Annotated in this window: 25 protein-coding genes and 1 tRNA gene; 14 read left to right on the top strand and 12 right to left on the bottom strand. The window is 60.6% G+C overall.

Going from position 1 to position 24939, the window contains the following annotated elements; all coding sequences use genetic code 11:
• Positions 1-81 precede the first annotated feature (81 nt).
• Complete coding sequence (locus FHT76_RS23205; protein ID WP_259126350.1) at positions 82-1536, bottom strand: mannitol dehydrogenase family protein; 1455 nt, start codon at positions 1534-1536, stop codon at positions 82-84.
• Positions 1533-2948 (bottom strand): glucuronate isomerase, encoded by a 1416-nt coding sequence (gene uxaC / locus FHT76_RS23200; RefSeq protein WP_259126349.1) that lies wholly within the window; start codon positions 2946-2948, stop codon positions 1533-1535. The genes FHT76_RS23205 and uxaC overlap by 4 nt, the downstream gene beginning before the upstream one ends.
• Before the next feature lie 181 nt (positions 2949-3129).
• Between uxaC and FHT76_RS23195 the strand changes: the two genes are divergently transcribed.
• Together FHT76_RS23195 and FHT76_RS23190 are read left to right on the top strand one after the other, a co-directional pair.
• Complete coding sequence (locus tag FHT76_RS23195; RefSeq protein WP_183753742.1) at positions 3130-3339, top strand: SlyX family protein; 210 nt, start codon at positions 3130-3132, stop codon at positions 3337-3339.
• A gap of 118 nt (positions 3340-3457) precedes the next feature.
• Complete coding sequence (locus tag FHT76_RS23190; protein WP_259126348.1) at positions 3458-3895, top strand: PACE efflux transporter; 438 nt, start codon at positions 3458-3460, stop codon at positions 3893-3895.
• An 81-nt stretch (positions 3896-3976) separates the two neighbouring features.
• On the opposite strand, the gene FHT76_RS23185 is transcribed toward FHT76_RS23190, so the two are convergent.
• Both FHT76_RS23185 and FHT76_RS23180 read right to left on the bottom strand, forming a co-directional pair.
• A complete protein-coding gene (locus FHT76_RS23185) occupies positions 3977-5458 on the bottom strand; it encodes an NAD-dependent succinate-semialdehyde dehydrogenase (protein ID WP_259126347.1) in 1482 nt (493 codons plus the stop codon).
• A 32-nt stretch (positions 5459-5490) separates the two neighbouring features.
• A complete protein-coding gene (locus FHT76_RS23180; RefSeq protein ID WP_183863269.1) occupies positions 5491-6768 on the bottom strand; it encodes a 4-aminobutyrate--2-oxoglutarate transaminase in 1278 nt (425 codons plus the stop codon).
• A gap of 204 nt (positions 6769-6972) precedes the next feature.
• Here FHT76_RS23180 and FHT76_RS23175 point away from each other — a divergent pair, with 204 nt between their 5' ends.
• From FHT76_RS23175 to FHT76_RS23165, 3 genes are all read left to right on the top strand, one after another.
• Positions 6973-7779: a MerR family transcriptional regulator gene (locus FHT76_RS23175; protein WP_183753750.1), complete on the top strand. Its 807-nt coding sequence runs from the start codon at positions 6973-6975 to the stop codon at positions 7777-7779.
• A 74-nt stretch (positions 7780-7853) separates the two neighbouring features.
• Complete coding sequence (locus FHT76_RS23170) at positions 7854-8480, top strand: ribonuclease D (protein WP_183863267.1); 627 nt, start codon at positions 7854-7856, stop codon at positions 8478-8480.
• A 294-nt stretch (positions 8481-8774) separates the two neighbouring features.
• Positions 8775-10259 (top strand): hypothetical protein, encoded by a 1485-nt coding sequence (locus tag FHT76_RS23165; RefSeq protein WP_259126345.1) that lies wholly within the window; start codon positions 8775-8777, stop codon positions 10257-10259.
• Positions 10260-10348: 89 nt separating this feature from the next.
• On the opposite strand, the gene rpsA is transcribed toward FHT76_RS23165, so the two are convergent.
• The 3 genes from rpsA to FHT76_RS23150 all read right to left on the bottom strand — a co-directional run bounded on the left by rpsA (position 10349) and on the right by FHT76_RS23150 (position 13517).
• Positions 10349-12052: a 30S ribosomal protein S1 gene (rpsA, locus tag FHT76_RS23160; protein WP_114710594.1), complete on the bottom strand. Its 1704-nt coding sequence runs from the start codon at positions 12050-12052 to the stop codon at positions 10349-10351.
• 167 nt (positions 12053-12219) lie between these two features.
• Positions 12220-12867: a (d)CMP kinase gene (gene cmk / locus FHT76_RS23155; protein ID WP_183863263.1), complete on the bottom strand. Its 648-nt coding sequence runs from the start codon at positions 12865-12867 to the stop codon at positions 12220-12222.
• An 8-nt stretch (positions 12868-12875) separates the two neighbouring features.
• Positions 12876-13517 carry an FMN-binding negative transcriptional regulator gene (locus FHT76_RS23150; protein WP_183863261.1) on the bottom strand — a complete coding sequence of 214 codons (642 nt, stop codon included), beginning with the start codon at positions 13515-13517 and terminating at the stop codon, positions 12876-12878.
• Positions 13518-13755: 238 nt separating this feature from the next.
• Here FHT76_RS23150 and FHT76_RS23145 point away from each other — a divergent pair, with 238 nt between their 5' ends.
• From FHT76_RS23145 to FHT76_RS23125, 5 genes are all read left to right on the top strand, one after another.
• Positions 13756-14142 carry a TIGR02300 family protein gene (locus FHT76_RS23145; protein WP_007798949.1) on the top strand — a complete coding sequence of 129 codons (387 nt, stop codon included), beginning with the start codon at positions 13756-13758 and terminating at the stop codon, positions 14140-14142.
• Between the two features lie 149 nt (positions 14143-14291).
• Positions 14292-14367: transfer RNA gene (locus FHT76_RS23140), tRNA-Ala, on the top strand.
• 261 nt (positions 14368-14628) lie between these two features.
• A complete protein-coding gene (locus tag FHT76_RS23135) occupies positions 14629-14922 on the top strand; it encodes a hypothetical protein (protein ID WP_183863259.1) in 294 nt (97 codons plus the stop codon).
• Between the two features lie 103 nt (positions 14923-15025).
• Positions 15026-15748, top strand: coding sequence for a YoaK family protein (locus FHT76_RS23130; RefSeq protein WP_183753761.1), 723 nt, complete (start codon positions 15026-15028; stop codon positions 15746-15748).
• A 53-nt stretch (positions 15749-15801) separates the two neighbouring features.
• Entirely contained in the window at positions 15802-16587 is a 786-nt protein-coding gene (locus tag FHT76_RS23125) for a YdcF family protein (protein ID WP_183863257.1), read from the top strand.
• Between the two features lie 5 nt (positions 16588-16592).
• Here FHT76_RS23125 and FHT76_RS23120 read toward each other — a convergent pair whose 3' ends face one another.
• Complete coding sequence (locus FHT76_RS23120) at positions 16593-17075, bottom strand: hypothetical protein (protein WP_183863255.1); 483 nt, start codon at positions 17073-17075, stop codon at positions 16593-16595.
• 123 nt (positions 17076-17198) lie between these two features.
• Between FHT76_RS23120 and FHT76_RS23115 the strand changes: the two genes are divergently transcribed.
• The gene (locus FHT76_RS23115; RefSeq protein ID WP_259185907.1) at positions 17199-17834 is read left to right on the top strand and encodes a trimeric intracellular cation channel family protein; all 636 of its coding nucleotides are present in this window, start codon (positions 17199-17201) and stop codon (positions 17832-17834) included.
• Positions 17835-17836: 2 nt separating this feature from the next.
• Here FHT76_RS23115 and irrA read toward each other — a convergent pair whose 3' ends face one another.
• A complete protein-coding gene (irrA, locus tag FHT76_RS23110) occupies positions 17837-18256 on the bottom strand; it encodes an iron response transcriptional regulator IrrA (RefSeq protein ID WP_016552233.1) in 420 nt (139 codons plus the stop codon).
• A 303-nt stretch (positions 18257-18559) separates the two neighbouring features.
• Between irrA and fabA the strand changes: the two genes are divergently transcribed.
• Genes fabA through fabI form a run of 3 tightly spaced genes read left to right on the top strand, consistent with a single transcriptional unit; the run spans position 18560 to position 21168 of the window.
• Positions 18560-19075, top strand: a complete 516-nt coding sequence (gene fabA / locus FHT76_RS23105) for a 3-hydroxyacyl-[acyl-carrier-protein] dehydratase FabA (RefSeq protein ID WP_016552232.1) — start codon at positions 18560-18562, stop codon at positions 19073-19075.
• A gap of 58 nt (positions 19076-19133) precedes the next feature.
• The gene (gene fabB, locus FHT76_RS23100; RefSeq protein ID WP_183863253.1) at positions 19134-20357 is read left to right on the top strand and encodes a beta-ketoacyl-ACP synthase I; all 1224 of its coding nucleotides are present in this window, start codon (positions 19134-19136) and stop codon (positions 20355-20357) included.
• A gap of 4 nt (positions 20358-20361) precedes the next feature.
• Positions 20362-21168, top strand: coding sequence for an enoyl-ACP reductase FabI (gene fabI / locus FHT76_RS23095; RefSeq protein ID WP_183753764.1), 807 nt, complete (start codon positions 20362-20364; stop codon positions 21166-21168).
• Between the two features lie 46 nt (positions 21169-21214).
• On the opposite strand, the gene FHT76_RS23090 is transcribed toward fabI, so the two are convergent.
• From FHT76_RS23090 to pnp, 3 genes are all read right to left on the bottom strand, one after another.
• Positions 21215-21622 (bottom strand): ester cyclase, encoded by a 408-nt coding sequence (locus FHT76_RS23090; protein ID WP_183863251.1) that lies wholly within the window; start codon positions 21620-21622, stop codon positions 21215-21217.
• A gap of 72 nt (positions 21623-21694) precedes the next feature.
• Positions 21695-22711, bottom strand: coding sequence for a class I SAM-dependent methyltransferase (locus FHT76_RS23085; protein ID WP_183753766.1), 1017 nt, complete (start codon positions 22709-22711; stop codon positions 21695-21697).
• A 72-nt stretch (positions 22712-22783) separates the two neighbouring features.
• Positions 22784-24934 carry a polyribonucleotide nucleotidyltransferase gene (gene pnp / locus FHT76_RS23080; RefSeq protein WP_183863249.1) on the bottom strand — a complete coding sequence of 717 codons (2151 nt, stop codon included), beginning with the start codon at positions 24932-24934 and terminating at the stop codon, positions 22784-22786.
• Positions 24935-24939: the final 5 nt, after the last annotated feature.

Genomic DNA, 24939 nt, shown 5'->3' with positions numbered 1-24939 from the left:
GCCGCCAAGGGTGATAAAAGTGCGGCGATCACCTGTCTATGAAAATCCCCTGCGACGACGAAATCTGTCGCAGGCTCTTCCTCAAAACAGCGGGAGCCTGTTGTCCTGGATCAGGATCTCCAGCTTGTTCGCCACATCCTCGGTCCAGCCGATATTGCCCGTCAGCGCCGCCGGAAAGAGGCCCGGCAAACCGAACAAGGCTTTCGACACGGAACCGCCATTGCGCGGCACGTCGGCCAGCAAAGCGGCAATTTCCGTCGCGCGAGGATCACGCAATTCGTAGCGTTCGCCGTTCCTGTCGACACCAAGGGCGTAGCGCATCCAGGCAGCTACTGCGATCGCATAGGTTTCCGCCTTGCTGCCATTTTCCAACGCCTCGGTCGCGGGCTCCAGCAGACGCTGCGGCAGTTTCTGCGTCCCGTCCATGGCGATCTGATAGGTGCGGTGGGCGATCGCTTTGTTTGCAAAGCGTGCGATCAACTCATCCGCATAGGCCTCTAGGTCGATACCGGGTACAGGATCGAGCGTGGCGGCGGCTGCGTTCATGTGACGGCGTGCCAGGGCCGCCAGGCCGGCGTCATCCATGACGTCGCGGATGAATTCATAGCCACCTATATATCCGAGATAGGCGAGCAGCGAATGCGCCCCGTTGAGCATCCGCAGCTTCATCTTTTCGTAAGCCGAGACTTCCTCGACCATCAACGCGCCGGCCTTCTCCCATTCCGGGCGGCCATTGGCGAAGTGATCCTCGATCACCCATTGCGTGAAGGGTTCGGTCTCGATCGCCGCGAGATCCTGCCTGCCGGTCAGCCTTTCGGCATCGCGATAGGTGGCGTCCGTGCTTGCGGGCGTGATGCGATCGACCATGGTCGATGGGAAGGGTACGTTTGTTTCGATCCACTGGCGAAGCTCCGGATCGATGCGACCGGCAAACTCGAGCACGAGCCGCTTCAATACGGCGCCGTTGCTCGGCAGGTTGTCGCAGCTGAGCGGCGTGAATGGCGCTATGCCCTTATCGCGACGGCGCGCAAGACCTTCGACGAGATAGCCGATGACGCCGCGCGGCGCATGGCGGTTGGCAAGGTCGGCGGCAATGTCGGGGTGTTTCAGGTCGAGCCCGCCCGTGGCGGAATCGAAGCCATAGGCCTTTTCCGTTACCGTCAGGCTGACGATGCGGATGGCCGGGTCTTCCAGTCTTGCAAGCAGATCGCCGGGATTGCGGGTTGCGACATGGGCGCGCAGGATCGGGCCGATAACATGCGCGGTCGTGCCGGACGTATCGCGCACGAGCATCGTGTAGAGCCCGTTCTGCTCGTTCAGGTGATCGGCAACATCGGCTGTGCGCAGGCTCGCGACCTCGATGCCCCAATCGCCGCCGGCGGCGGCAATCGCAGCGTCGGTGAACGGCGCGAAGTGAGCGCGAAAGAACGCGCCGGGACCGAGATGCAGGATACCCGGCTTCAATGCCTTGCGATCATAGCCCGGAAGCTTTGCGGTCGGCGCGAGGCCGGAAAGGCTTGTCAGACGTTCGGTCACAGCTTGTATGCCTTCTTCGCGTTTCCGTAGGAGAGATCGCCGGCAACAATCTCGGCTTCCTTGCGGGACATCCGGTGTTCAGTCACGAACTGCGCCAGGAAGCGGCAGACCTCGCGGCGCCAGACATCGTGGCGGGCCGGGATCGACAGAAGCGCCCGTGTATCGTCATTGAAACCCGCCAGATTGGCGAAGCCTGCCGTCTCCACCACCTGATCGAGATAGCGGCGAATACCGTTCGGGCTGTCGTGGAACCACCATGGCGGGCCGATCATCAGGCACGGCCAATGGCCGGCCATCGGCGCCAACTCGCGGGCATAAGTCGTCTCGTCGAGCGTGAACAGCAGCACGCGAAGACCCGGCGCATGGCCGTACTTTGCGAGCATGGCAGAGAGACCGCCGACCCAGTCGGTCGGTGTCGGGATGTCCGCGCCCATGTTCGGACCACGGGTCTGGAACAGTTCGCGATCCGTGTTGCGGCGCGAGCCGGCGTGGATCTGCATCGTCATGCCGTCTTCGGCCGAAAGCCCCGCCATTTCGGTCAGCATTTGGCCGCGGAAGAGTTCCGCGTCCTCGGCGCTCAGCGTGCCCTTGTGCGCCTTGTCGAGCAGGCGCTGCTTATCGGCAAGCGGCAGGTCCGCGGTGAAGGCCGTCGGTACGCCATGGTCGGTGGCGGTCGCGCCATATTGGCGGAAATAGGCGCGGCGCTTGCGATGGGCGTCGATCAACCCATCCCACTTCGTCACATCGCAATCGGTGAGTTCGCCAAGCCGGACGAGGTTTTCGCGGAAGCCGACGGCATCCGGGTCGGTGACGCTATCCGGCCGGTAGGTGGTACGGACGCGGCCGATCCAGCCGTCCTTGGCCATCGTCTGGTGATGCACCAGCGGGTCGAGCGCACCTTCGGTCGTAGCGATCGTCTCGATGCCGAAACGCTTGTGCAGGGTGCGCGGCCGGAATTCCGGCAGCGCCAGCTGCGCGTTGATATGGTCGTAGAGCGCATCTGCATTTTCAGGCGTCAGCGGCTCTTCGCAACCGAGCACGGCCGACATGGCATGGTCGACCCACAGGCTAGACGGCGTGCCGCGGAAGAGATGATACTGCGCGGCAAAGGCGCGCCAGATGTCGCGGCCCTTGGCGACCGGCTTGCCGTCGAGGCGCGGAACGCCAAGATCATCGAGCTGGACGCCGACGCTGTGCAGCATGCGGAAGAGATAATGATCGGGGATGACGAGGAGCGAAGACGCATCCTCGAACGGCTTGTCGTCGGCAAACCACGACGGCTCTGTATGCCCGTGAGGGCTTACGATCGGCAGTGCGCGAACCGTCTCGTAGAGATCGCGCGCGACCGTTCGGGTTGCCGGATCGGCTGGAAAGAGCCGGTCCGGATGAAGAAAGCCGTTTCCAACATCCATAAGAATTCCTCCCTGAGGGCTACCGGCCTATCCCACAAGTCGGAATGCGGCAAGGGCTTTTAGTAACCAAACGGTTCAGTTTTGCAAATCGCCCTGCCCGCCCCTCGAAATGATTGACCGCACGGACTATTTCCGCTTTTCAGATGCGGACGAAATTGGCCGCTTGCGGCAAGGAGGTTCCATGTCCGACGAGACAAGCCGCGTGATAAAGCTCGAGGAAATTGTTGCTCACCAGGCGAAGACGATCGAGGAGCTATCCGACCAGCTGGCCGAGCAATGGAAGGTCGTGGAGCAGACGCGCGCCAAACTCGATAGATTGACGGAGCGGTTCCTATCGCTTGAGGAGCAGTCTCTCGACGCCCCTGCCATCACACGACCTCCGCACTACTGAGTTGCCGGCAGCCCTTGTTTTTGACCGCCGGAATACCTATTAAAAGGGGCGTGAGGACGACCTCCCCCTCTATGGGCATCAACTCGGGACGACCCGAACATTCCCATTGGGGGTAGTCATGCGGAAAACCGCAGATCGTATCCGTCACGCCATCAGCTTCGAACTTGTCGGATTAGCACTCGTCACCCCGCTCGGGGCACTGGCATTTGGCATGCCCATGGCCGACATCGGCGTGATCGGCGTTGCCGGCGCGACGCTGGCGACGCTGTGGAACTACATCTACAATCTCGGCTTCGACCACCTGATGCAGCGTCTGACCGGCGGGACGCGGAAGAGTGTCGCGATCCGCGTGTTGCACGCCGTCATGTTCGAGGTGGGACTGCTTTTGGCGCTGCTACCGATGATCGCCTGGTACCTCGACATCAGCGTCGTTCAAGCGCTGATGATGGACGTGTCCTTCGCACTTTTCTACATGGTCTACGCCTTCGTCTTCAACTGGGCATACGACCGTGTCTTCCCGCTGCCGGATTGGCAGCCGGTCGCGCAGCAATCATAAAGCAGGTCTACCGATGAAAAGAAAACGGGACCGCCTTTGCCGGCGATCCCGTTGATTTTCAAGGCGTGACCGATCAAGTGATCAGACATTGCCCATGCAGAGATACTTCATTTCCAGATAGTCCTCCGCACCGTGGCGTGAGCCTTCGCGCCCCAAGCCGGATTGCTTGATACCACCGAAGGGCGCCGTTTCGCTTGACATCAGGCCGGTGTTGATACCGACCATGCCGTATTCGAGCGCCTCGGCGACACGCCAGACCTTCTTGAGTTCGCCGGCGAAGAAGTAGGCGGCGAGGCCGAATTCGGTGTCGTTGGCCTGCGCGATCACATCCTCGACGGTATCGAAGCGGAAAAGTGGGGCGACGGGACCGAAGGTCTCTTCGCGAGCGACCTTCATTTCGCGGGTGACACCTGTCAGCACGGTCGGCGTGAAGAACGTGCCGGCACCTTCGACGCGCTTGCCGCCCGTGACGATCCTGGCGCCCTTCGACACCGCGTCCGCAACGTGACTTTCGACCTTCGCCAGTCCCTGCTCATCGATCAGCGGGCCAATCGTCACGCCGGCCTTAAAGCCGTCGCCGACGGACATTTCTTCCACTTTCGCGGCAAGCTTGGCGGCGAAGGCATCGTAGACGCCCGACTGCACGTAGAGACGATTGGCGCAGACGCAGGTCTGGCCGGCATTGCGGTACTTAGACGCCAGAGCGCCTTCGACTGCCGCATCGAGATCGGCGTCATCGAAGACGATGAAGGGGGCATTGCCGCCAAGCTCGAGGCTGACCTTCTTGATCTGGTCGGAGCACTGACGCATCAGGATACGACCAACCTCGGTCGAGCCGGTGAAGCTGATCTTGCGCACCTTGGCGTTGCCGCAGAGTTCCTTGCCGATCGTAGGGCCGTCTTCACCGACGATAACGTTGAAGACGCCGGCCGGAATGCCGGCCTGCTCGGCAAGGACGGCGAGCGCTAAGGCCGACAGCGGCGTCTGCTCGGCCGGCTTGGACACGACCGTGCAGCCAACGGCGAGCGCCGGAGCGATCTTACGGGTGATCATCGCGGCAGGGAAATTCCAGGGCGTGATGGTGCCGACGACGCCGACGGGCTGCTTGATGACGATCATTCGCTTGTCGTTCGACGGCGCGGGGATCGTCTCGCCGTAGATGCGCTTGGCTTCTTCCGCATACCATTCGACATAGGCCGCGGCATAAAGGATCTCGCCGCGGGCTTCCGCGAAGGGCTTGCCCATTTCGGCCGTCAGGATCGCCGCCAGCTCATCGGCATGGGCGACCATCAGGTCGAACCACTTGCGCAGGATCCCGGCGCGCTCCTTGGCCGGACGCGCGGCCCAGGCCGGCTGCGCGGCATAGGCGGCATCGATTGCTTCCCGCGTTTCGTCTGCCCCCATATCTGGTAGCGAGGCGAGAACCTCGCCAGTTGCCGGATTAAGGACGTCGAAAATCTTCGTGGCGCCACCAGCTGTCCAGACACCGTTGATGTAACCGGCGTCGCGCAGGAAAGGCGAGGAAAACGGAACGTGTTTTGTCAGTGCAGTCGTGAATGCCATGTCATGTAACTCCAGGCAAAGAGGCCTTCGCCTTACTTGCCGCTTGCTTCGAGGATCGAGGCTTCCAGAATGTCGAGCGCTTCGCCGAAGACATTGTCCTGAATGGTGATCGGCGCGAGAAAGCGAATGACGTTTCCGTGGACGCCGCAGGTCAAAAGGATCAGTCCCTTTTCCAGCGCGATCAGGCGAACCTTGTTGGCAAATTCGGCGCTCGGCAGATTCGTCGTCCTGTCGTTGAACTCGACGGCGTTCATGAAGCCGGGGCCACGGATGTCGACGATCTCGGGTGCCTTCTCGCGGAGCGATTCAAGGCGCTGTTTGAGCCGGCTGCCAAGCTGGTTGGCGCGGTTGCAAAGATCTTCGTCCTTGATGACGTCAAGAACCGCATGGGCGGCCGCGATGCCAAGCGGATTGCCGCCATAGGTGCCGCCAAGACCGCCCGGTCCCGGTGCATCCATGATCTCCGCGCGGCCGGTGACGGCTGCGAGGGGGAAGCCGCCGGCAAGGCTCTTGGCCATCGTCATCAGGTCGGGGGCGACCTCATGGTGATCCATCGCGAACAGCTTGCCTGTGCGGGCAAAGCCGGTCTGGACTTCATCGGCGATGAGCAGGATGCCGTGCTGGTCACAGAGTTCGCGCAGTGCCTTCATAAAGGAAACCGGTACTGAGTAGAAACCGCCCTCGCCCTGAACCGGCTCGATGATGATCGCGGCGACGCGCTGCGGATCGACATCGGCGGCAAACAGCTTCTTCAGCGCGGCCAGCGACTGATCCGGCGTCACGCCATGAAGCTCGACCGGGAACGGCACGTGGAACACATCGCCCGGCATCGCACCGAAGCCAACCTTGTAGGGCACGACCTTGCCTGTCAGCGCCATGCCCATGAAGGTGCGGCCGTGGAAGCCGCCGCCGAAAGCGATGACGGCGGAGCGGCCGGTGGCAGCGCGAGCGATCTTCACGGCATTCTCAACCGCTTCTGCGCCCGTCGTGACGAAGATCGTCTTCTTCTCGAAATTGCCGGGCGTCAGCGCATTCAAGCGCTCGGCGAGGTGCACGTAGTTTTCGTAGGGAACGACCTGGTGGCAGGTGTGGGTGAAGTGATCGAGCTGTTCCTTGACGGCAGCGATCACTCGCGGGTGGCGATGACCGGTGTTGAGAACGGCGATACCTGCCGCGAAGTCGATATAGCGGCGACCTTCCTTGTCCCAGATCTCGGCATTCTCTGCGCGGTCGGCATAGATCTGCGTGGTCATGCCAACGCCGCGCGAAATGGCAGCATTCTTCCGGTCTGTAAGAGTGGTCGCGGTCATCGGTGTGTTCCTGCGCTCTGGAATGTTGGGAAACGATCTTGCATAACTTCTGCAAGACATGTAAAAAATTCCTACATTTTTCCTGCAAGAAATCAAGCGGCATTTTGTGCTTCAAACCGACGTCGTTTTCGGCGATGGTCGCGCAAGAAAAGAAGAGCCGGAGACGGCCTCAAGAAAACAAAACGAACCGGGAATAATTGGCTTATGAGCAACGGGACGTCGGTGCGCTACAAGGTAGCGGAGGCGGCAAAATCAGCGGGCGTTTCCGCGTCCACACTGCGCCTTTGGGAAAGCCAGGGGCTTGTCGTTCCGGATCGGTCGGAGACCGGGCACAGGCAATACACCACTGAAGACGTCGCGCGGATAAAAAAGATAGCCTGGTATCGAACTGAACGCGGGCTCAACCCGGCCGCCATCCGCGAAGCGCTGGAAAGCGAAGAGCCATCGGAAAGCTCCGATTCGGCGGACACGTCTGATCTTGGGCGCCGGCTGCGGAGCCTGCGGCATGGCGCGGGGAAGACATTGGATCAGGTCGCAGGCGACGTCGGCATTGCTGCATCGACGCTGTCGACCCTCGAGCGCACATCGCAGGGCGTGAGCTTCAAAACGCTGCACGACCTTGCCGAATATTACGGCACCACAGTTTCCCGTCTCTCCGGCGAGGAACGAGACGACATGCCCGAGGTGGTTCGCGCAGGCGCCTGGCACACGTGGCCCGAAACGACACCTGGCGTCACGGTTCAGCTTCTCGCCGAGGGCCGTACGATGATGGATTGCCACCGTTTTGTGCTCGCGCCCGGCGCGGCAAGTGAAGGCGCCTATCGGCACGAAGGCGAGGAGTTTATGCACGTGCTCTCGGGGCGGCTGGAACTGGTGCTCGATTCCGATCAGTTCTTCGATCTCGGACCCGGCGACTCGCTCTACTTCGAAAGCCGCCGCTACCATTCCTGGCGGAACCGTCACGACGGCGAAACCATTCTTATATGGATCAACACGCCGCCGACATTCTAAGCCTTGGCGGTATCGTCCACGATGGCTTTGCGCTATAGCGCCAGAAGTGACAGTTTGAGTGAGAGACGAGATCGATGGCAGCCACCATACGTTTCCATGAGGGTGATATCTCTGCAGCGGATGCCGCGCGCTACACCGGAGCTATTGCGATCGATACAGAAACTCTCGGCCTCGTGCCGCGCCGCGACCGGCTATGCCTTGTGCAGCTCTCGCCGGGCGACGGTTCGGCTGACGTAATCCGCATCGCTGCCGGCCAGAAGGACGCACCGAACCTGATTGCGATGCTGGCGGATCCTTCCCGCCAAAAGATCTTCCACTATGGCCGCTTCGACATCGCCGTTCTGTTCCATACATTCGGCGTCACTACGCAGCCGGTCTTTTGCACGAAGATCGCCTCGCGCCTCAGCCGCACCTATACCGACCGGCATGGCCTGAAGGACAATCTCAAGGAAATGCTTGAGGTTGATATTTCCAAGGCACAGCAGTCTTCCGACTGGGCCGCCGCGACCTTGTCGCAGGCGCAGTTGGAATATGCCGCCTCCGATGTGCTTTACCTGCATGCCCTGCGTGACAAGCTGACCGAACGGCTCGTGCGTGATGGCCGCATGGATCACGCCAAAGCCTGCTTCGAATTCCTCCCTACCCGCGCCAAGCTTGATCTGCTCGGCTGGGAAGAAGCTGACATCTTCGCGCACAGCTAAGATATTTCTGGCTTTTTTGACAGATGGGACCGGCGCGGCCCAGCCGTGCACCGATCATTAGCGATTCGTTAACCGCCGCGTCGTTAAATTCTTTACCACTTTTTATGCATTCGACGGCGCGATGGAGCGCCACGTCGCGCAGATAGGACTGCCGGGGAATGCGACGGGCCGGATGAGCGCGGCCTTCTTGTAACCTGCTTTCACCGCACTTTACGAAAGAAGGAGCATGACATGTTGACTCCGGTTCGTTCAGCGTCAAATACGAGTTTATCCTCCCAAGGCCAGACGGCCGCCGTGAGCGGCGACGTCCTGGTGCGCGCTTCGAGCGCTGTTGCGCCGGTCCACCAGGTTCAGAGCGCGGATCTCAATTCGTCTGTTGCCGGCAAACTCAACATCCTCCTGCTGGCCGTGCGTGCCCGCATGGTCGATGCCCTCCTTGATGTGCTGAATGCGACCAGCGAGGCGGTTTCAATCCCGCGGGAGGAAGATGAACCCGATCTGGCCTTTGCGTCCCGCCTGGCGGCCGCGATTCAGAAGTTGCCGCCCGCAAAAATCGAACAGCTCGAGCGTCAGCTTGCAATGCAAGGCCACGCAGTCCCGCTTCGGTTGTTGGCCGAGGCACTGCGGAACCCGGCCGGACCGGAAGCCGCCCGCATCGCCACCTATCTCGAAACCATTCGGTACAAGGATCGCGATCTGGCGACCCGCGCCGTCGTTCGCTCATACGGCCAGAACGATGCGTCGCCGCCGCGTCAGGAGCAGCGAGGCGAAATCAGCATCCATCGGGACAATCTCACTGTAGCGCCGGGAGCTCCTGTCACGACGAAGCGGGAGCCAGAGGCTCCGCGACAGACGGCGCTCGTTGCCGCCGCCTACCTCGATGCAGACAGCGCGCCGGTTCAACCCATTGAACATTCCGCGGACAAACCGATCACCAAACCGGCTGTCGAGGCGACGGTCGAAGAAGCGTTGCCCGAGATCGGCGAAGTCTTGGATGAAAGCATCGCATCCGGGGAGAAAGTCGAGCCGGCGCAGGAAGCCGCACAGGCAGGCACGCACGACCCCGTATCCAAAGGCGATCCCATCATTCCGAAGAGTTGGGCGGCGATACCCGCGTCGCTCTCGGATGATACGACAAAGCTGATCGTGACAATCATTCGGGACCAGGAAGCCGAAGCTTTGCTCGAGGTCGCCGATCCTGATCCTGCAGTCGAAATCGACATCATCCTCGATGAGACGATCCTTGCCGATCTGCCGGAAGAGTTGATTGCGCTGCATGATCGCGCCCCGTCCCTACCGGAAGGCGTGGCGCGCCAATCGCCGCTTGTCCCCGAACAGCCGGTTAGCGAAGCAGCTGCCACAACTGCGAAAAAGCATCCTGCTCCGGAAATCTCACCGCCCTTGATCGTACAGCAGGCCATCGACGAAACCTATGCGCCGGTACTGATGAAAATCGTCGAAGGCGTGCCCTACGCGATGCAGCCCTACGATTTCTCAAAGGACGAGGCCGACGATAGCGGCGCCCGCGAGATGCATCGCCAGGATCACAATGGCGGCGAGTCGTCGGAGGAGGAGGATGCGGAGAAGCAAGGCGAGCCGTCGAACGAGGAGCCGACGGGTGTTGTGATCGACGACGAGGCCGCCGCTGCCTTGGCCGCCCGAGAAAGCGCGATCAAGGCCGGGACACCGCCGCACCGGCCGGCACCGCCGCTGCCGATGGCAGCGGCAAACGCGGACGACGCCTATATGCTCTACCGGCGCAAGGTCGACTGGGAATAGCGCGCACACTTGCATGGGCAGCGCAAATGCAAAGAACCCGCCGGATCGCTCCGGCGGGTTCTTTTATTCTTCAAGCCTGAGGCTGGCGATTATTCGCCGCCGCGGTTCTTCAGAGCCGCGCCGAGGATGTCGCCGAGCGAAGCGCCGCTGTCGGACGAACCGAACTGAGCAACAGCTTCCTTCTCTTCCGCGATTTCCAGAGCCTTGATGGACAGCATGATCTTGCGGTCCTTCTTGGAGAAGTTGGTGACGCGGGCGTCAACAACCTGGCCAACCGAGAAGCGTTCCGGACGCTGCTCGTCGCGGTCGCGCGACAGGTCTGCACGGCGGATGAACGAGGTGATGTCTTCGTGGTCGACGAGCTTCACTTCGATGCCGCCATCGTTGACTGCGATGACTTCGCAGGAAACGACTGCATTCTTGCGCAGGTCGCCCGAAGCTGCTGCTTCGCCGACAGCGTCCTTGCCGAGCTGCTTGATGCCGAGCGAGATGCGCTCCTTTTCGACGTCAACATCGAGAACGACAGCCTTGACGACGTCACCCTTGTTGAACTCTTCGATGACCTGTTCGCCCGGACGGTTCCAGTCGAGGTCGGAGAGGTGCACCATGCCGTCAACATCGCCGTCGAGGCCGATGAACAGGCCGAACTCGGTCTTGTTCTTGACTTCGCCTTCGACTTCAGTGCCAGCCGGATGGTTGCGAGCGAATGCTGCCCACGGATTTTCCAGGGTCTGCTTCAGGCCGAGCGAAATACGACGCTTGGACGGATCGACTTCGAGAACGACGACTTCGACTTCCTGGCTCGTGGACAGGATCTTGCCGGGGTGTACGTTCTTCTTGGTCCAGGACATTTCCGAGATGTGGATCAGGCCTTCGATGCCCGGCTCCAGTTCGACGAACGCACCGTAGTCGGTGATGTTCGTGACGGTACCGGAGATCTTCTTGCCTTCCGGATACTTGGCCTGGATGCCATCCCACGGATCCGACTCGAGCTGCTTCATGCCGAGCGAGATGCGGTGGGTTTCCTGGTTGATGCGGATGATCTGTACCTTGACCTGCTGGCCAATGGACAGGATTTCCGACGGATGGTTCACACGGCGCCATGCCATGTCGGTGACGTGCAGCAGGCCGTCGATGCCGCCGAGGTCAACGAACGCACCGTAATCGGTGATGTTCTTGACGACGCCGTCAACAACCTGGCCTTCTTCGAGGTTCTGAACGATTTCAGAACGCTGCTCGGCACGGGATTCTTCCAGAACCGTACGACGCGATACGACGATGTTGCCGCGACGCTTGTCCATCTTGAGGATTTCGAAGGGCTGCGGGTTGTGCATCAGCGGGGTAACGTCGCGGATCGGACGGATGTCGACCTGCGAACGCGGCAGGAAGGCAATCGCGCCGTCGAGGTCAACCGTGAAGCCGCCCTTGACCTGGTTGAAGATAACGCCTTCAACGCGCTCACCAGCTTCGAACTTGGCTTCGAGCTTGACCCAGCTTTCTTCGCGGCGAGCCTTTTCGCGCGACAGAACAGCTTCGCCGAGCGCGTTTTCGATACGCTCAACGTAAACTTCGACTTCGTCGCCGACCTTGAGAGTGCCGTCCTTGGCCTTGGCGCCGAATTCCTTGAGGAGGATGCGACCTTCGACCTTGAGGCCGACGTCGACAACCGCGGAGTCCTTCTCGATTGCCGTTACGATGCCCTTGGTGACATAGCCTTCGGCCAGGTCGTGCTTGGCAAAGGACTCTTCGAGAAGGGCCGCGAAATCTTCGCGAGAGGGAGTAGCTACTGACATGAAATCTCCTGCATATCCGGATCCGGATACGTGTGCGCCGGTTGGTTCGTGTTGAACGGGCCTGAACCCAGTCCGCCTCCTCTCGGGAAGCAATCCGGCGCTTGGACGGAATTTCAGGCTTAGTCTTCAAAAGCGACCCAGACACGGCCCGGGCAAATCGCTCGAATTCAGATATTTCGGCTCAAAGCTGCATCGATGATCGATTTCGCAGCTTGAAACGCGGCCTCTATACTCATTTCCGACGTATCAAGCAAGTGCGCGTCGTCGGCTGGTTTCAAAGGGCTATCAGCCCGTCCCATGTCGCGTTCGTCGCGGCGCTTGACGTCGTCGAAAATGGCATCGAAATCGGCAATTCCTCCCTTGCCTTTTATTTCGTCGTAGCGGCGCTTGGCCCGAACCTCGGGACTTGCAGTTACATAAAGCTTCACCGGCGCTGCCGGGCAAACGACGGTGCCAATGTCACGGCCGTCGAGCACCGTACCAGGCGCCTTTTCCGAAAACCGCCGCTGCGCATCCACCAGTGCACGCCGCACGCCAGGCATCACCGCGATCTTCGAGGCGGCCTCGCCGATCTCGTGTTTCGAGAGTATATCGCGATCGAGACCCGCCAGTTCAACATCGCGGGCCATCTTTTCTGCCACCGCCTCGTCGTCGAGTGTGAGGCCGGCATCGAGCAGGGCCTTTGCCGTCGCGCGGTAAGTCAGCCCCGTGTCGAGATGGTGAAAGCCGTAGGTCTCGGCGATCTTGCGCGAAAGTGTCCCCTTGCCGGCGGCTGCGGGTCCATCGATGGCGATCGTGAACTGTTTGATGGTCATCTGTCCGTTCATTTCTCTGTCAATCCGCCGTAGCGACGGACGAGATCGACCATGTCTTCCTGACCGGACTTTTCGCCGAGACCGGCAACAACACCTTCGCGATCGGCAACGGGCCGATTCTGGCTGACCTTCCACTTGCCTTCGATCGCGGCAATCTCGATTTCGACGCCGATGATGCCTTTCATCTGCGCGCGGATGAAATCATCCGGCGCATCGCCCACTGCCCAGGGCCTGTCGCGCGGCCCTTCCTGTTGCGTGGTGATCGCGTTGATCTGCCGGAGCAGCCAATCCGCATCGTCGATGACGCGCGCCTTGCCCCTCGCTTGTACGATCGTGTAGTTCCAGGTCGGCACGACTTTGCCGGTCTCCTGCTTGGCCTGGTACCAGGACGGCGTAATGTACGCATCAGCACCCTGGAAGACGGCGAGCACATCGGCGCCTGCCTCGATATCGCGCCACTGCGTATTGGCCTTGGCGAGGTGGAGACGCAGCGTCCCCTTTTCGGAGGCTGCGGAATCGAGAAGGAAAGGCACCGAATTCGCCATCAAACCCGACGCGCCTGCCGTAATCAGCATGCCGAGCGGATGCGCCCGGATCAGGGCGTGCTGGACGCCCAGGTCTTCCTCGCGAAAATGCGGTGGCTGGTACATTCCTTGGCACCCATTCAGCAGCCGGCGACAAGCCGATCTGCCCCGAAAATGAACAATCGCCGGCTCAGTACCACAACTGGCGGCACCGGTCATCCGGCTTGCATCAGCGATGCTTGAAGTTAGGCTTTGACATGCCGAGCTGCAACGATTATGGGGACCGGCTTATAAATTCCGAATAGAACGCCGGTTTTCACGGCATTTGCCGAATCTTGATTCGGCCATTCTCACGAGGCTAACAGTGGCGAAAGCTGAACTTGGAACGAAGCGTACCGATCCGGAAACCGGCAAGAAGTTCTACGACCTGAACCGGGATCCGATTGTTTCCCCCTATACGGGCAAGTCCTATCCCCTCTCCTTCTTCGAGGAAACCTCCGCTGCAGCGGCTGCCGAAGCCCAGGATGAAGAAGAGGTCGCGGAAGTCGATACCGAAAGCACGGAAGTCGAACTGGTTTCGCTCGAGGACGCCGATGAAGGCGCATCCGGCGACGACATCCCAGACATGGGCGACGACGACGTCGAAATCGAAGGCGACGACGACGACACCTTCCTCGAAGCTGACGAAGATGACGACGATGACGACATGAGCGACATCATCGGCGTCACCGGCGACGAAGACGAAGTCTGATCTGATTAAGTGTCGGCCCGGACGAGAAAATTTCGCCGGGCCGATTTTTTTGGCTTGCTATCTCCAAAAACCGGAAGTAAGAAGCCGCCACTCCGCGAGGCAAGCGCTTCGCGAAGCATCCCAGGGCCGGCTCGCCGGACTGCCTTGATGGGGCTATAGCTCAGCTGGGAGAGCGCTTGCATGGCATGCAAGAGGTCAGCGGTTCGATCCCGCTTAGCTCCACCAAATCTTCCTCGCAGATCGTGCTCACCGTCTTATTGCATTGAAATGCTTACGCTCCAACGTTCTGCCTACAAAGGGCCGCGGCAAATCCCTCTCGGTTCCCGGCACTCAGCATCCTATCTGAATGGATAGGCTGTCCATACGCACGTGGGATTCATTTCGCAGAGCGACCATGGTCTTCTAACCGGGTGTTCGAAGGTCCCTGCGCCACCACCGAATTTCGCACAGAAGCCTAGCGATGTTGGCAAGCTGGAGGATTTTGCCATGGAAGCCCCGAGGTACAGCCTGCACAAGAACCTCAACATCTACTGGACGGTGTTTGACGACATGACCGGGAAAAAGGCCGCGCTCGACGGGTTTTTCATGGATATGGTGAGCATCGACGAGGGCCGCGAATTGGTAGGGATGCTGAACCGTCGGGGGAGCGAAGACGATTCCCCTCCTGACGCCTACCTCGCAGCTCTCACCGGCTTGAGCTGGCCGACGCACCATCAGGATCTGATAGGCCAGCGTTACGCGGTGAGCACGCCGGACTTCGCCGCAGTCACGATCAACTGACAGTTTGCCGACTTGCTTTGCACGCCGAGGCTTTGCCAAATTTTTAGCAACGGCGACTATGGTTTCCATGCCGACTTCCCCGGCGGACTGGAGCCTTGGTTCAATGACACGAGAAAGACGGCGGCGGCTGATCCATGCGCGTAGAACGGCAACGGGCCTGACGCTTGCCGGCGCGATCTCGTTTTTGGCAGGCATGACGGATGCCACCGGCCTCGCGCTGACGGGAGACTTCGTGTCGTTCATGACGGGGAACACGACGCGGGCTGCCTTGTCGCTTGGCGACGGCAATTTGCGACATGCAATTGTCCTTCTCTCGGCGATCATGGTCTTTGTGCTTGGAAACGCCGTCGGCATCGTGATCGCACACTTTGCAGACCGTCGTACGTTTGCCGTCTTGTCATGCGTCAGCATCGCGCTGGCAACGGCTTCGTTGATGGCAGGAGATAGCCTGGCGATGCCGCGCTTCTATCTCATCGTTGCCTCCATGGGGATGGTGAACGCGGCGGTCGAGCAGATCGAAGGGCTGCCGATCGGTCTCACCTATGTCACCGGAGCCCTCTCGCGCTTCGGACGCGGCCTTGGACGCTGGATCGTCGGCGACGACAGAATGGATTGGACCATCCAGATCGTGCCATGGGTCGGCATGCTGGGCGGGGCTATTGTTGGAGCGCTGTTGGCGCAAATCGCCGGGGCAGCGGCGTTGTGGCTGATAGCCGTTTTTGCGATGTTGGTTGCGCTTGCTACCCTTTTGATTCCGAAACGCACCCAACGCCGGTTCAACGCTGCGTCGCGCTCGTCAAAGCAGACGAAATCGCGGTCGCAATAAAGCTCCACCGAATCAGATAGAGAGCACCAGGAAACCGCTAGAGGAAGTCATCCTTGTTTCTCTTTTCGAAGCTCGTCTGGGTGTTCGGCCAACCCTTGTCGCTCGCTTTTCTCTTCGTCGCGCTTGCCTTGGTGGCGGGTGTTGTCCGCTGGCGCGCGACAAGCTTCATTTCAACAGCGATTGCGGGCCTCATCCTGTTCATCACCCTCTACACGACCGTCGGCAACTACCTGCTACAGGGCCTCGAGGATCGGTTTCTGAAGCCGCAGGATCCGGCAAGCCTGCAGTGCATGATCGTACTCGGCGGCGCGTTCGAGAATGAGGTCAATACCGCCCGCCACGGCATCGAACTCAATGCCGGCGCCGATCGCTTCGTCGAGGCGATGCGCCTGGCACAGAAATATCCGCAGGCCCGCATCCTGATTTCAGGCGGCGATGGATCGATCTCCGGTATCTATGAAGGCGACGCGGCGATATCGGCGCGCTTCTTCCCAATGTTCGGCATCAGCAGAGACCGGCTGGTCGAAGAAACGACGTCACGCACGACCTTCGAAAACGCAGTGAACACCAAGGAGCTTCTGGCGAGCCAAGGTCTTTCGAACTGTCTGCTGATCACCTCCGGCTACCATATGCCGCGATCGGTCGGCATCTTCCGCAAGCTTGGGATCGACGTCGTGCCGTGGCCGACGGACTACCGCACCGACGGGCGAGAAAGCCTTGGCCTCGACTTCACGCAGCCGAGCCGGAATTCCCAGAACCTGGCAACAGCAATCCGCGAGTGGTTCGGGCTGGTCGGCTACTATCTCGCCGGCCGCACTTCAGAGCTCTATCCGGGCTGAACCAGCTATTTCTTCGAGATCGTCACGAACTTGGTCCCGCGCACACGGGCCGTGACGACACAGGGCTCCTTTGTCTTGTCGGCATCCGGGCGATCACAGAAGCGCGGGTGCATTTTCATCGCCAGCACCATGTTGCCGAAGCGCTTCACGAAGTCGTATCCGTAGACTTGGGCGGTCGCGATCATGAAATAGCCGCCCTCTGCGACCTGTAGATAGAAATTGTAGGTGCAGCCGTCGTCGTTGCACTGCGGACCCTTCTCGCCGTCGCACGTCAACTCGCCCTCATTGACCACAGCGTCGATCAGGCCGTCATTGTTGATATCCTGGCGGATGACGAAGCCTTCCGAAAAGTCGGCTTTGGTACACTGTTCCTGGAAGTGCTTCTTCTCGTAGATCTCGGGGTCCGAGATAAGCGATTGCTGGGCAAACGCCACAACCGGGGTAACGAGCAGCACAGCAATGTTCAAAGCGATCAGGAGCGTTTTCACGAAGGGTTTCTCTTTTGGTCGGATAAGGGCGCTGTTGGCCACGCAGTTTGCTTGATCCGCCTTGCGCCGCCCTTGCGGCCGTGATTCATTTCGGAGAGATACGCGTCGGCCCTGGAGGACTGCATGCCGCTGTTCGTCTACCTGGATTATGCCGGCGTTGCGCTCTTTGCGGCAACGGGCGCGCTCGCAGCCTCGCGCAAGCAGCTCGACCTGATCGGTTTTCTCTTTTTTGCGATCGTCACCGGCACCGGCGGCGGCACGGTGCGCGACATTGTGCTCGGCCGCGTGCCGGTATTCTGGGTTCTGAACCCGACCTATGTCCTTGTCTGCTGCGCCGTCGGCCTCCTGGTGTTCTTTACCGCCCACCTTGTCGAGTCGCGCTATCGGCTGCTGATCTGGCTGGATGCCGTCGGGCTCTCCGCCTATTGCGTCATGGGTGCCGCGAAGGGCCTTGCTGCTACCGGCTCACCAACGATCGGCATCGTCACGGGCACACTGACGGCAACGTTTGGCGGCATCCTGCGCGATCTTCTCGCAAATGAGCCATCGGTTCTGTTACGGCCAGAAATCTATATCACCGCAGCGCTTGTGGGCGGCGGCATATTCACGGGCGCGAATGCACTTGATCTGCCGCTTTATGCGGCTTCCGCAGTTGGTGTCAGCGCTGCATTCCTGGTGCGTGGCGGCGCGCTGTATTTCGGCTGGACCTTTCCAACCTACAAGGCAAGGCCTGGTCGTCACCCTGATGACGTGATGTGAGATCAGCGCTGTTTGGGGCGAAGGCGGATCACCACGTCGACATGGGAGATTTCGAGGCCTGGCGGCGGCTCCGGCAGATTGCCGATCGTCAGGTTGCTGACCGGAATATCGAGCACATCGTTTTCGCCTTCGATGAAGAAGTGGTGATGGTCTGAGACGTTTGTGTCGAAATAGGTCTTGGCGCTTTCGACCGCGAGAACACGGATCATCCCGGCCTCGGTGAACTGGTGCAGCGTATTGTAGACTGTCGCCAATGACACCGGTACGCCCGCGTGCACGGCTTCCTCGTGGAGTTCTTCGACCGTCAGATGTCGATCGCCCTTGGCAAAGAGGAGGTCACCGAGCGCGACGCGCTGGCGCGTCGGACGAAGGCCGGCGTGTCTCAGCCGTGCCTCAATGGTAAGCGGGGCCTCTGCCACCATCCAACGAACTCCAGTTAATCTAGCGTCAAGCAATCAGGTTTCATTAGCCATATAACTTTTGCGCAAAAGCGTTTCAATAGTTTCAATGGGGACAAAGCGAGTGAAAGCGCCGCAAAATCGGGCTTTTGGCGCAATTAGTGCTGGCCGGGGGCTTGGCCTTCCTGTATGCGACCACCAAATAAGGCGCGCAGCCGGTCCTCCGAAGGTGGGTGAAGCTCAGTCATGCTTATGCTTCATTTTCCGCTGAACTTGGACTAAACGTTCACATCCATCGGCATAGTTGCGGGGGGAATAAGAGTTTTCATGGCGACGAAACAATCCAGCTTCAACTACGAGGAAATTCTGGCCTGCGGCCGCGGCGAACTGTTCGGTCCGGGTAACGCACAGCTTCCCCTCCCGCCGATGTTGATGGTTCATCGCATTACCGACATTTCCGAAACCGGCGGGGCCTTCGACAAGGGCTATATCCGCGCCGAGTACGACGTGAAGCCGGACGACTGGTATTTCCCCTGCCACTTCCAGGGCAACCCGATCATGCCGGGATGCCTCGGCCTCGACGGCATGTGGCAGCTGACCGGCTTCTTCCTCGGCTGGCTGGGCGAGCCCGGTCGCGGCATGGCGCTCTCGACCGGCGAAGTGAAGTTCAAGGGCATGATCCGCCCGACCACGAAACTGCTCGAGTACGGCATCGATTTCAAGCGCGTCATGCGCGGCCGCCTGGTGCTCGGCACTGCCGACGGCTGGTTGAAGGCTGACGGCGAAACCATCTACCAGGCCACCGACCTGCGCGTCGGCCTGTCCAAGGACAAAGAAGCCTGATTGCACCGGGCATAGTTGCCCGGTTTCCAAGTTAGAAAAAACGAAAAGGTCGAAACACATGAGACGGGTAGTTGTTACGGGTCTGGGTGTTGTCTCCTCGATCGGCAATGATGCCGCCGAGGTCACTGCGTCGCTGCGCGATGCCAAGTCCGGCATTTCCTTCTCCAACGATTTTGCCGAACACGGCTTCAAGTGCCAGGTGTGGGGCCGCCCCTCGCTGGATCCGACCGATCTGGTCGATCGCCGCGCCATGCGCTTCCTTTCCCAGGGCGGCGCCTGGAACCACGTCGCGATGAAGCAGGCGCTCGCCGATTCCGGTCTTGAGGAAAAGGACTACAGCGAGAACGAGCGCACCGGCATCATCATGGGCTCGGGTGGCCCTTCGACCCGCACGCTGATCGAAGCCGCTGAGATCACCATCAAGAACAACAGCCCGAAGCGCATCGGCCCGTTTGCCGTGCCGAAGGCGATGTCTTCGACGGCGTCCGCCACGCTCGCCACTTGGTTCAAGATCCACGGCGTCAACTATTCGATCTCGTCGGCCTGCTCGACCTCGGCGCACTGCATTGGCAACGCTGCCGAAATGATCCAGTGGGGCAAGCAGGACGTGATGTTTGCCGGCGGTCACGAAGACCTCGACTGGACGATGTCGAACCTCTTCGACGCCATGGGCGCCATGTCCTCCAAGTACAACGACACGCCGGCAACGGCTTCGCGTGCCTATGACGTCAGCCGTGACGGCTTCGTCATCGCCGGCGGCGCTGGCGTTCTGGTTCTCGAAGAGCTGGAGCACGCCAAGGCCCGCGGCGCCAAGATCTACGCTGAAATCGTCGGCTACGGCGCGACCTCCGACGGTTACGACATGGTCGCTCCGTCGGGCGAAGGCGCGATCCGCTGCATGCGTCAGGCGCTTTCGACGGTGAAGGGCGATGTAGACTACGTCAACACCCACGGCACCTCGACGCCTGTCGGCGACAGCAAGGAAATCGGTGCGATCCGCGAAGTGTTCGGCTCCAAGATGCCGCACATCCAGTCGACCAAGTCGCTGACCGGCCACTCGCTCGGCGCTGCCGGCGTGCAGGAATCGATTTACTCACTCTTGATGATGCAGGCCGGCTTCATCGGCGAAAGCGCCCATATCACCGAGCTCGACCCCGAATTCGATGGCGTGCCGATCGTGCGCAAGCGCATCGACAATGCCAAGATCGACATCGCGCTTTCCAACTCCTTCGGCTTCGGCGGCACCAACGCCACGCTCGTCTTCCAGCGCTATAACGGATAATAATATGACGGGAATTATGCAGGGTAAGCGCGGGCTTATCATGGGCGTTGCGAACAACCATTCGATCGCCTGGGGAATTTCGAAGGCGCTGGCAGCACAGGGTGCAGAGCTTGCCTTTACCTATCAGGGTGATGCACTCGGCAAGCGGGTCAAGCCGCTCGCAGCTGAAGTCGGATCCGAATTTGTTCTGCCGTGCGACGTCGAGGACATCGCTTCGGTCGACGCCACGGTTGAAGCTATCAAGGAGCGCTGGGGCACGCTGGATTTCGTCGTACATGCCATCGGCTTCTCCGACAAGAATGAGCTGAAGGGCCTTTACGCCGACACCACGCGCGACAATTTCAGCCGCACGATGGTCATTTCCTGTTTCTCGTTCACCGAGATCGCCAAGCGCCTGGCGCCGCTGATGAACGAAGGCGGATCGATGTTGACGCTGACCTATAACGGCTCGACGCGCGTCATCCCGAACTACAACGTCATGGGCGTTGCCAAGGCCGCTCTCGAGGCCTCCGTGCGTTATCTGGCCGCCGACTACGGTCCGCGTGGTATTCGCGTCAACGCGATCTCAGCCGGCCCGATCCGCACGCTGGCTGGCGCCGGTATCTCGGATGCCCGCGCCATCCTGTCGTGGAACCAGCAGAACTCGCCGCTGCGCAAGACCGTGACTATCGACCACGTCGGTAATTCGGCCCTCTACCTGCTCTCCGATATGGCAGCAGGCGTCACCGGTGAAATCCACTTCGTCGATGCCGGCTTCAACATCACCTCGATGCCGGCGCTTGAGGCGCTACGCAAGGCAGACGTGGAGTAAGACAAAAAGCCGGGCTCGAGCCCGGCTTTTCCTTTCTGCGCATCGGCTAGTGATGCACGACCTGCCGAAGGATGGCGGCTGAGTCCCTGGCGCCCCAACGCGTCGTAATCTTTCCGTTTTCGATGACGAACCATTCCATCGCGGTGACGTCATAGCTCTTACCGGTCGGATCGTGACCCACGAGGCCGCGAAAGAAGCCGGAATAGCGCCCGGTCTCCCTGTACCGGACGACGACATTCTGCCCCTCGGCAGCGATATCGAGGATCTCAAGGTTTATGTTCATGCCGTCGTGAAGCTCGTGCCAGATCGGCTCGACATCATCGAGGCCACCATATCCCAGAACGCCGTAGATCCGCGCGTCCGCGGTAAACAAGTCGCGCAACGCCACCATGTCGAAGCGATTGAACGCCTCGACATAGGCTCTGACGATGTCCTTGTTGGCTTCCGTTTCCATGGCTTCCCCTCCCGCTTGTAAGCTCGTGGGGGCAACTCTAACAGATCCGCGAAGGCCGGCTATGCGAGGTGACTACTTCTTTGCCCACAAGACCTTGAAACGGGCGTTCCTGCAGGTTTCGCCGCTTTCCTTGAAGTTCGCGGCCAGCACAGGCTCGTAAGGCAGTCCGCGATTGGCGACCAGCAGCAGGCGACCACCGCCACGCAGCGCCGAGGCGGCTGTCTTGATCATCGCCTGGCCGAGCGATGGCTCCGCCGCATGGCCTTCGTGGAAGGGCGGATTCATGATGACGAGATCGTACTTGTCCTTGACCGGTTCGCCGGCCAGATCGTGCCAAAAGAAGCGCGCAGGCACGTCGGGGCAGTTCTCCTCCAGATTGGCCTTTGCCGCTTCCAGAGCGGCGTAGTTGGCTTCGTAGAGGTCAAGACGGCTGACGCCGGGAGACCGCTCTGCCAATTCGACGGAGAGATACCCCCAACCAGCGCCGAAATCGGCGACGTCACCGGTAAAATCGGCGGGCAGACGCGAGGCGAGCAATTCCGAGCCATCATCGACACGGTCGTGCGAGAACATGCCAGCTGCAGCCAGGAAACGGCCATCCACGCGCACGGACGGCTTGGAAAGCTTGCTGACGACCTCGCTGACGTCGGCCGGCCGTGCGAACCACAGCGCCACGCCGTGATATTTGGGCATGTGTTCGATCTCAAGGCCGAACCCCTCCATGCGCTTGCGAAGCGACTGGATGCCATCCTCCTTGCCGCCGGCGATGACAATCAAGCCGCCCGCCTTCAAGCGCTGAAGCGCAGTGGCGATGTTGGCCTCGTTCTCGCCCTTGTGCTTGTTGCAGAGAACCAGCGCGGCATCGTAGTCCTCGCCTTCGATCTCAGGCGTGGTTTCGATGCGCTGGGAGAGTAGCTGTCGGTACAGCGGCCGGAAGCCCTGTACGGCGCTCAGCGAGGCGGCAAAGCCCTCTGGCACAGCGAAGCCTGCCTCAGCGCCAAGGAAGAGTACGCGTTCGCCCTCGCCCGGCGCGTCGACGGTGCCGCTGGCAAAAGGATGGAACAGTGTCTTCAGTGTCTCGCGGCTCATGGTCTCTTCTCTTCGGATGCAAAAAGGGCGCGGGAAAACTCCCACGCCCTCAAACGGTTTGAAAGGCGCGGCTTACTCAGCCGCATCTTCCTTCTTCTTCTCAGCCTTCTCAGCAGCCGGAAGTTCCTGGCCGGTTGCCTGGTCGACAACCTTCATCGACAGGCGGACCTTGCCGCGCTCGTCGAAGCCGAGCAGCTTGACCCAGACCTTCTGCCCTTCCTTGACGACGTCCTGGGTCTTGGCAACGCGCTCGGAAGCGAGCTGCGAGATGTGGACGAGGCCGTCGCGGGCACCGAAGAAGTTGACGAAGGCGCCGAAGTCGGCGGTCTTGACGACCGTGCCTTCGTAGATCTGGCCAACTTCAGGCTCGGCAACGATCGAGTGAATCCACTTGCGGGCCGCTTCGATTTCCTTGCCAGACGAGGAAGCGATCTTCACCGTACCGTCGTCTTCGATGTTGATCTTGGCGCCGGTCTTTTCAACGATCTCGCGGATGATCTTGCCGCCGGAGCCGATGACTTCGCGGATCTTGTCGACCGGGATGTTCATGACTTCGATGCGCGGCGCGAATTCACCGAGCTGGCCGCGGCTCTCGGTGATGGCCTTGGCCATTTCGCCGAGGATGTGGGTGCGACCGCCCTGAGCCTGGCCGAGAGCGACCTTCATGATCTCTTCGGTGATACCCGCGATCTTGATGTCCATCTGCAGCGAGGTGATGCCGTCGGCCGTGCCCGCAACCTTGAAGTCCATGTCGCCGAGGTGGTCTTCGTCGCCGAGGATGTCGGAGAGAACGGCGAAGCGGTCACCCTCGAGGATCAGGCCCATGGCGATACCGGCAACCGGCTTAGCCAAAGGAACGCCGGCGTCCATGAGAGCGAGCGAGGTGCCGCAGACGGTTGCCATCGAGGACGAGCCATTGGACTCGGTGATTTCGGAGACGACGCGCAGCGTGTAGGGGAACTGCTCGGCAGACGGCAGCATCGGGCGGATGGCGCGCCATGCGAGCTTGCCGTGACCGATTTCGCGGCGGCCCGGGGAGCCCATGCGGCCGGTTTCGCCAACGGAGTAGGGAGGGAAGTTGTAGTGGAGCAGGAAGCGCTCCTTGTACATGCCCGTCAGGCTGTCGACATACTGCTCGTCTTCGCCGGTGCCGAGCGTGGCAACGACGATCGCCTGGGTTTCACCGCGAGTGAAGAGTGCCGAACCGTGGGTGCGCGGCAGCAGGCCGACTTCCGAAACGATCGGACGAACGGTTTCGAGGTCGCGGCCGTCGATGCGGCTCTTGGTGTCGAGAATGTTCCAGCGAACGATCTTTGCCTGCAGGTGCTTGAAGATCGCGCCAACTTCTTCGGCCGTGTACTTGGTTTCGCCTTCTTCCGGAAGGAAGTGCGCCTTGACCTTCGCCTTGACGGCGTCGACGGCAGCGTAGCGTTCAGCCTTCTGTGTGTTCTTGTAGGCAGTGCGAAGCTCGGCTTCGAAATGCTTCAGCATCTCGCCTTCGAGTTCCGAATAGTCTTCCGGCTGGAAGTCGCGCGGCTCCTTGGCAGCCACTTCGGCGAGCTTGATGATCGCATCAAGAACCGGCTGGAAGCCACGGTGGCCGAACATGACGGCGCCGAGCATGACTTCCTCGTTGAGTTCCTTGGCTTCGGATTCAACCATCAGCACGGCGTCGTGCGTACCGGCGACGACGAGGTCGAGAACCGACTCTTCCATCTCGTCGAGATGCGGGTTCAGAACGTATTCGCCGTTGATGTAACCGACGCGCGCGCCACCGACCGGGCCCATGAAGGGAACGCCCGAGAGGGTGAGTGCCGCCGAGGTCGCAACCATCGACAGGATGTCGGGGTTGTTTTCCAGGTCATGCTGGATGACGGTGACAACGACCTGGGTGTCGTTCTTGTAGCCTTCCGGGAAGAGCGGGCGGATCGGGCGGTCGATCAGGCGGGAAACGAGGGTTTCGTTTTCCGAAGGACGGCCTTCGCGCTTGAAGTAGCCGCCGGGGATCTTGCCAGCTGCGTAGGTCTTTTCCTGGTAATTGACGGTCAGCGGGAAGAAGTCCTGGCCCGGCTTCGGCGCCTTGGCGGAAACGACGGTGGCGAGAACCACGGTTTCGCCGTAGGTCGCGAGAACGGCACCGTCAGCTTGACGGGCGATCTTGCCGGTTTCCAGCTTCAGCGGGCGGCCTGCCCACTCGATTTCCACACTATGAGTATCGAACATATGTC

It is taken from the genome of Rhizobium sp. BK176, from assembly GCF_024808055.1.
The sequence above is the reverse complement of the archived record's forward strand: the minus strand, read 5'-3'. Positions and strand labels throughout refer to the sequence as shown.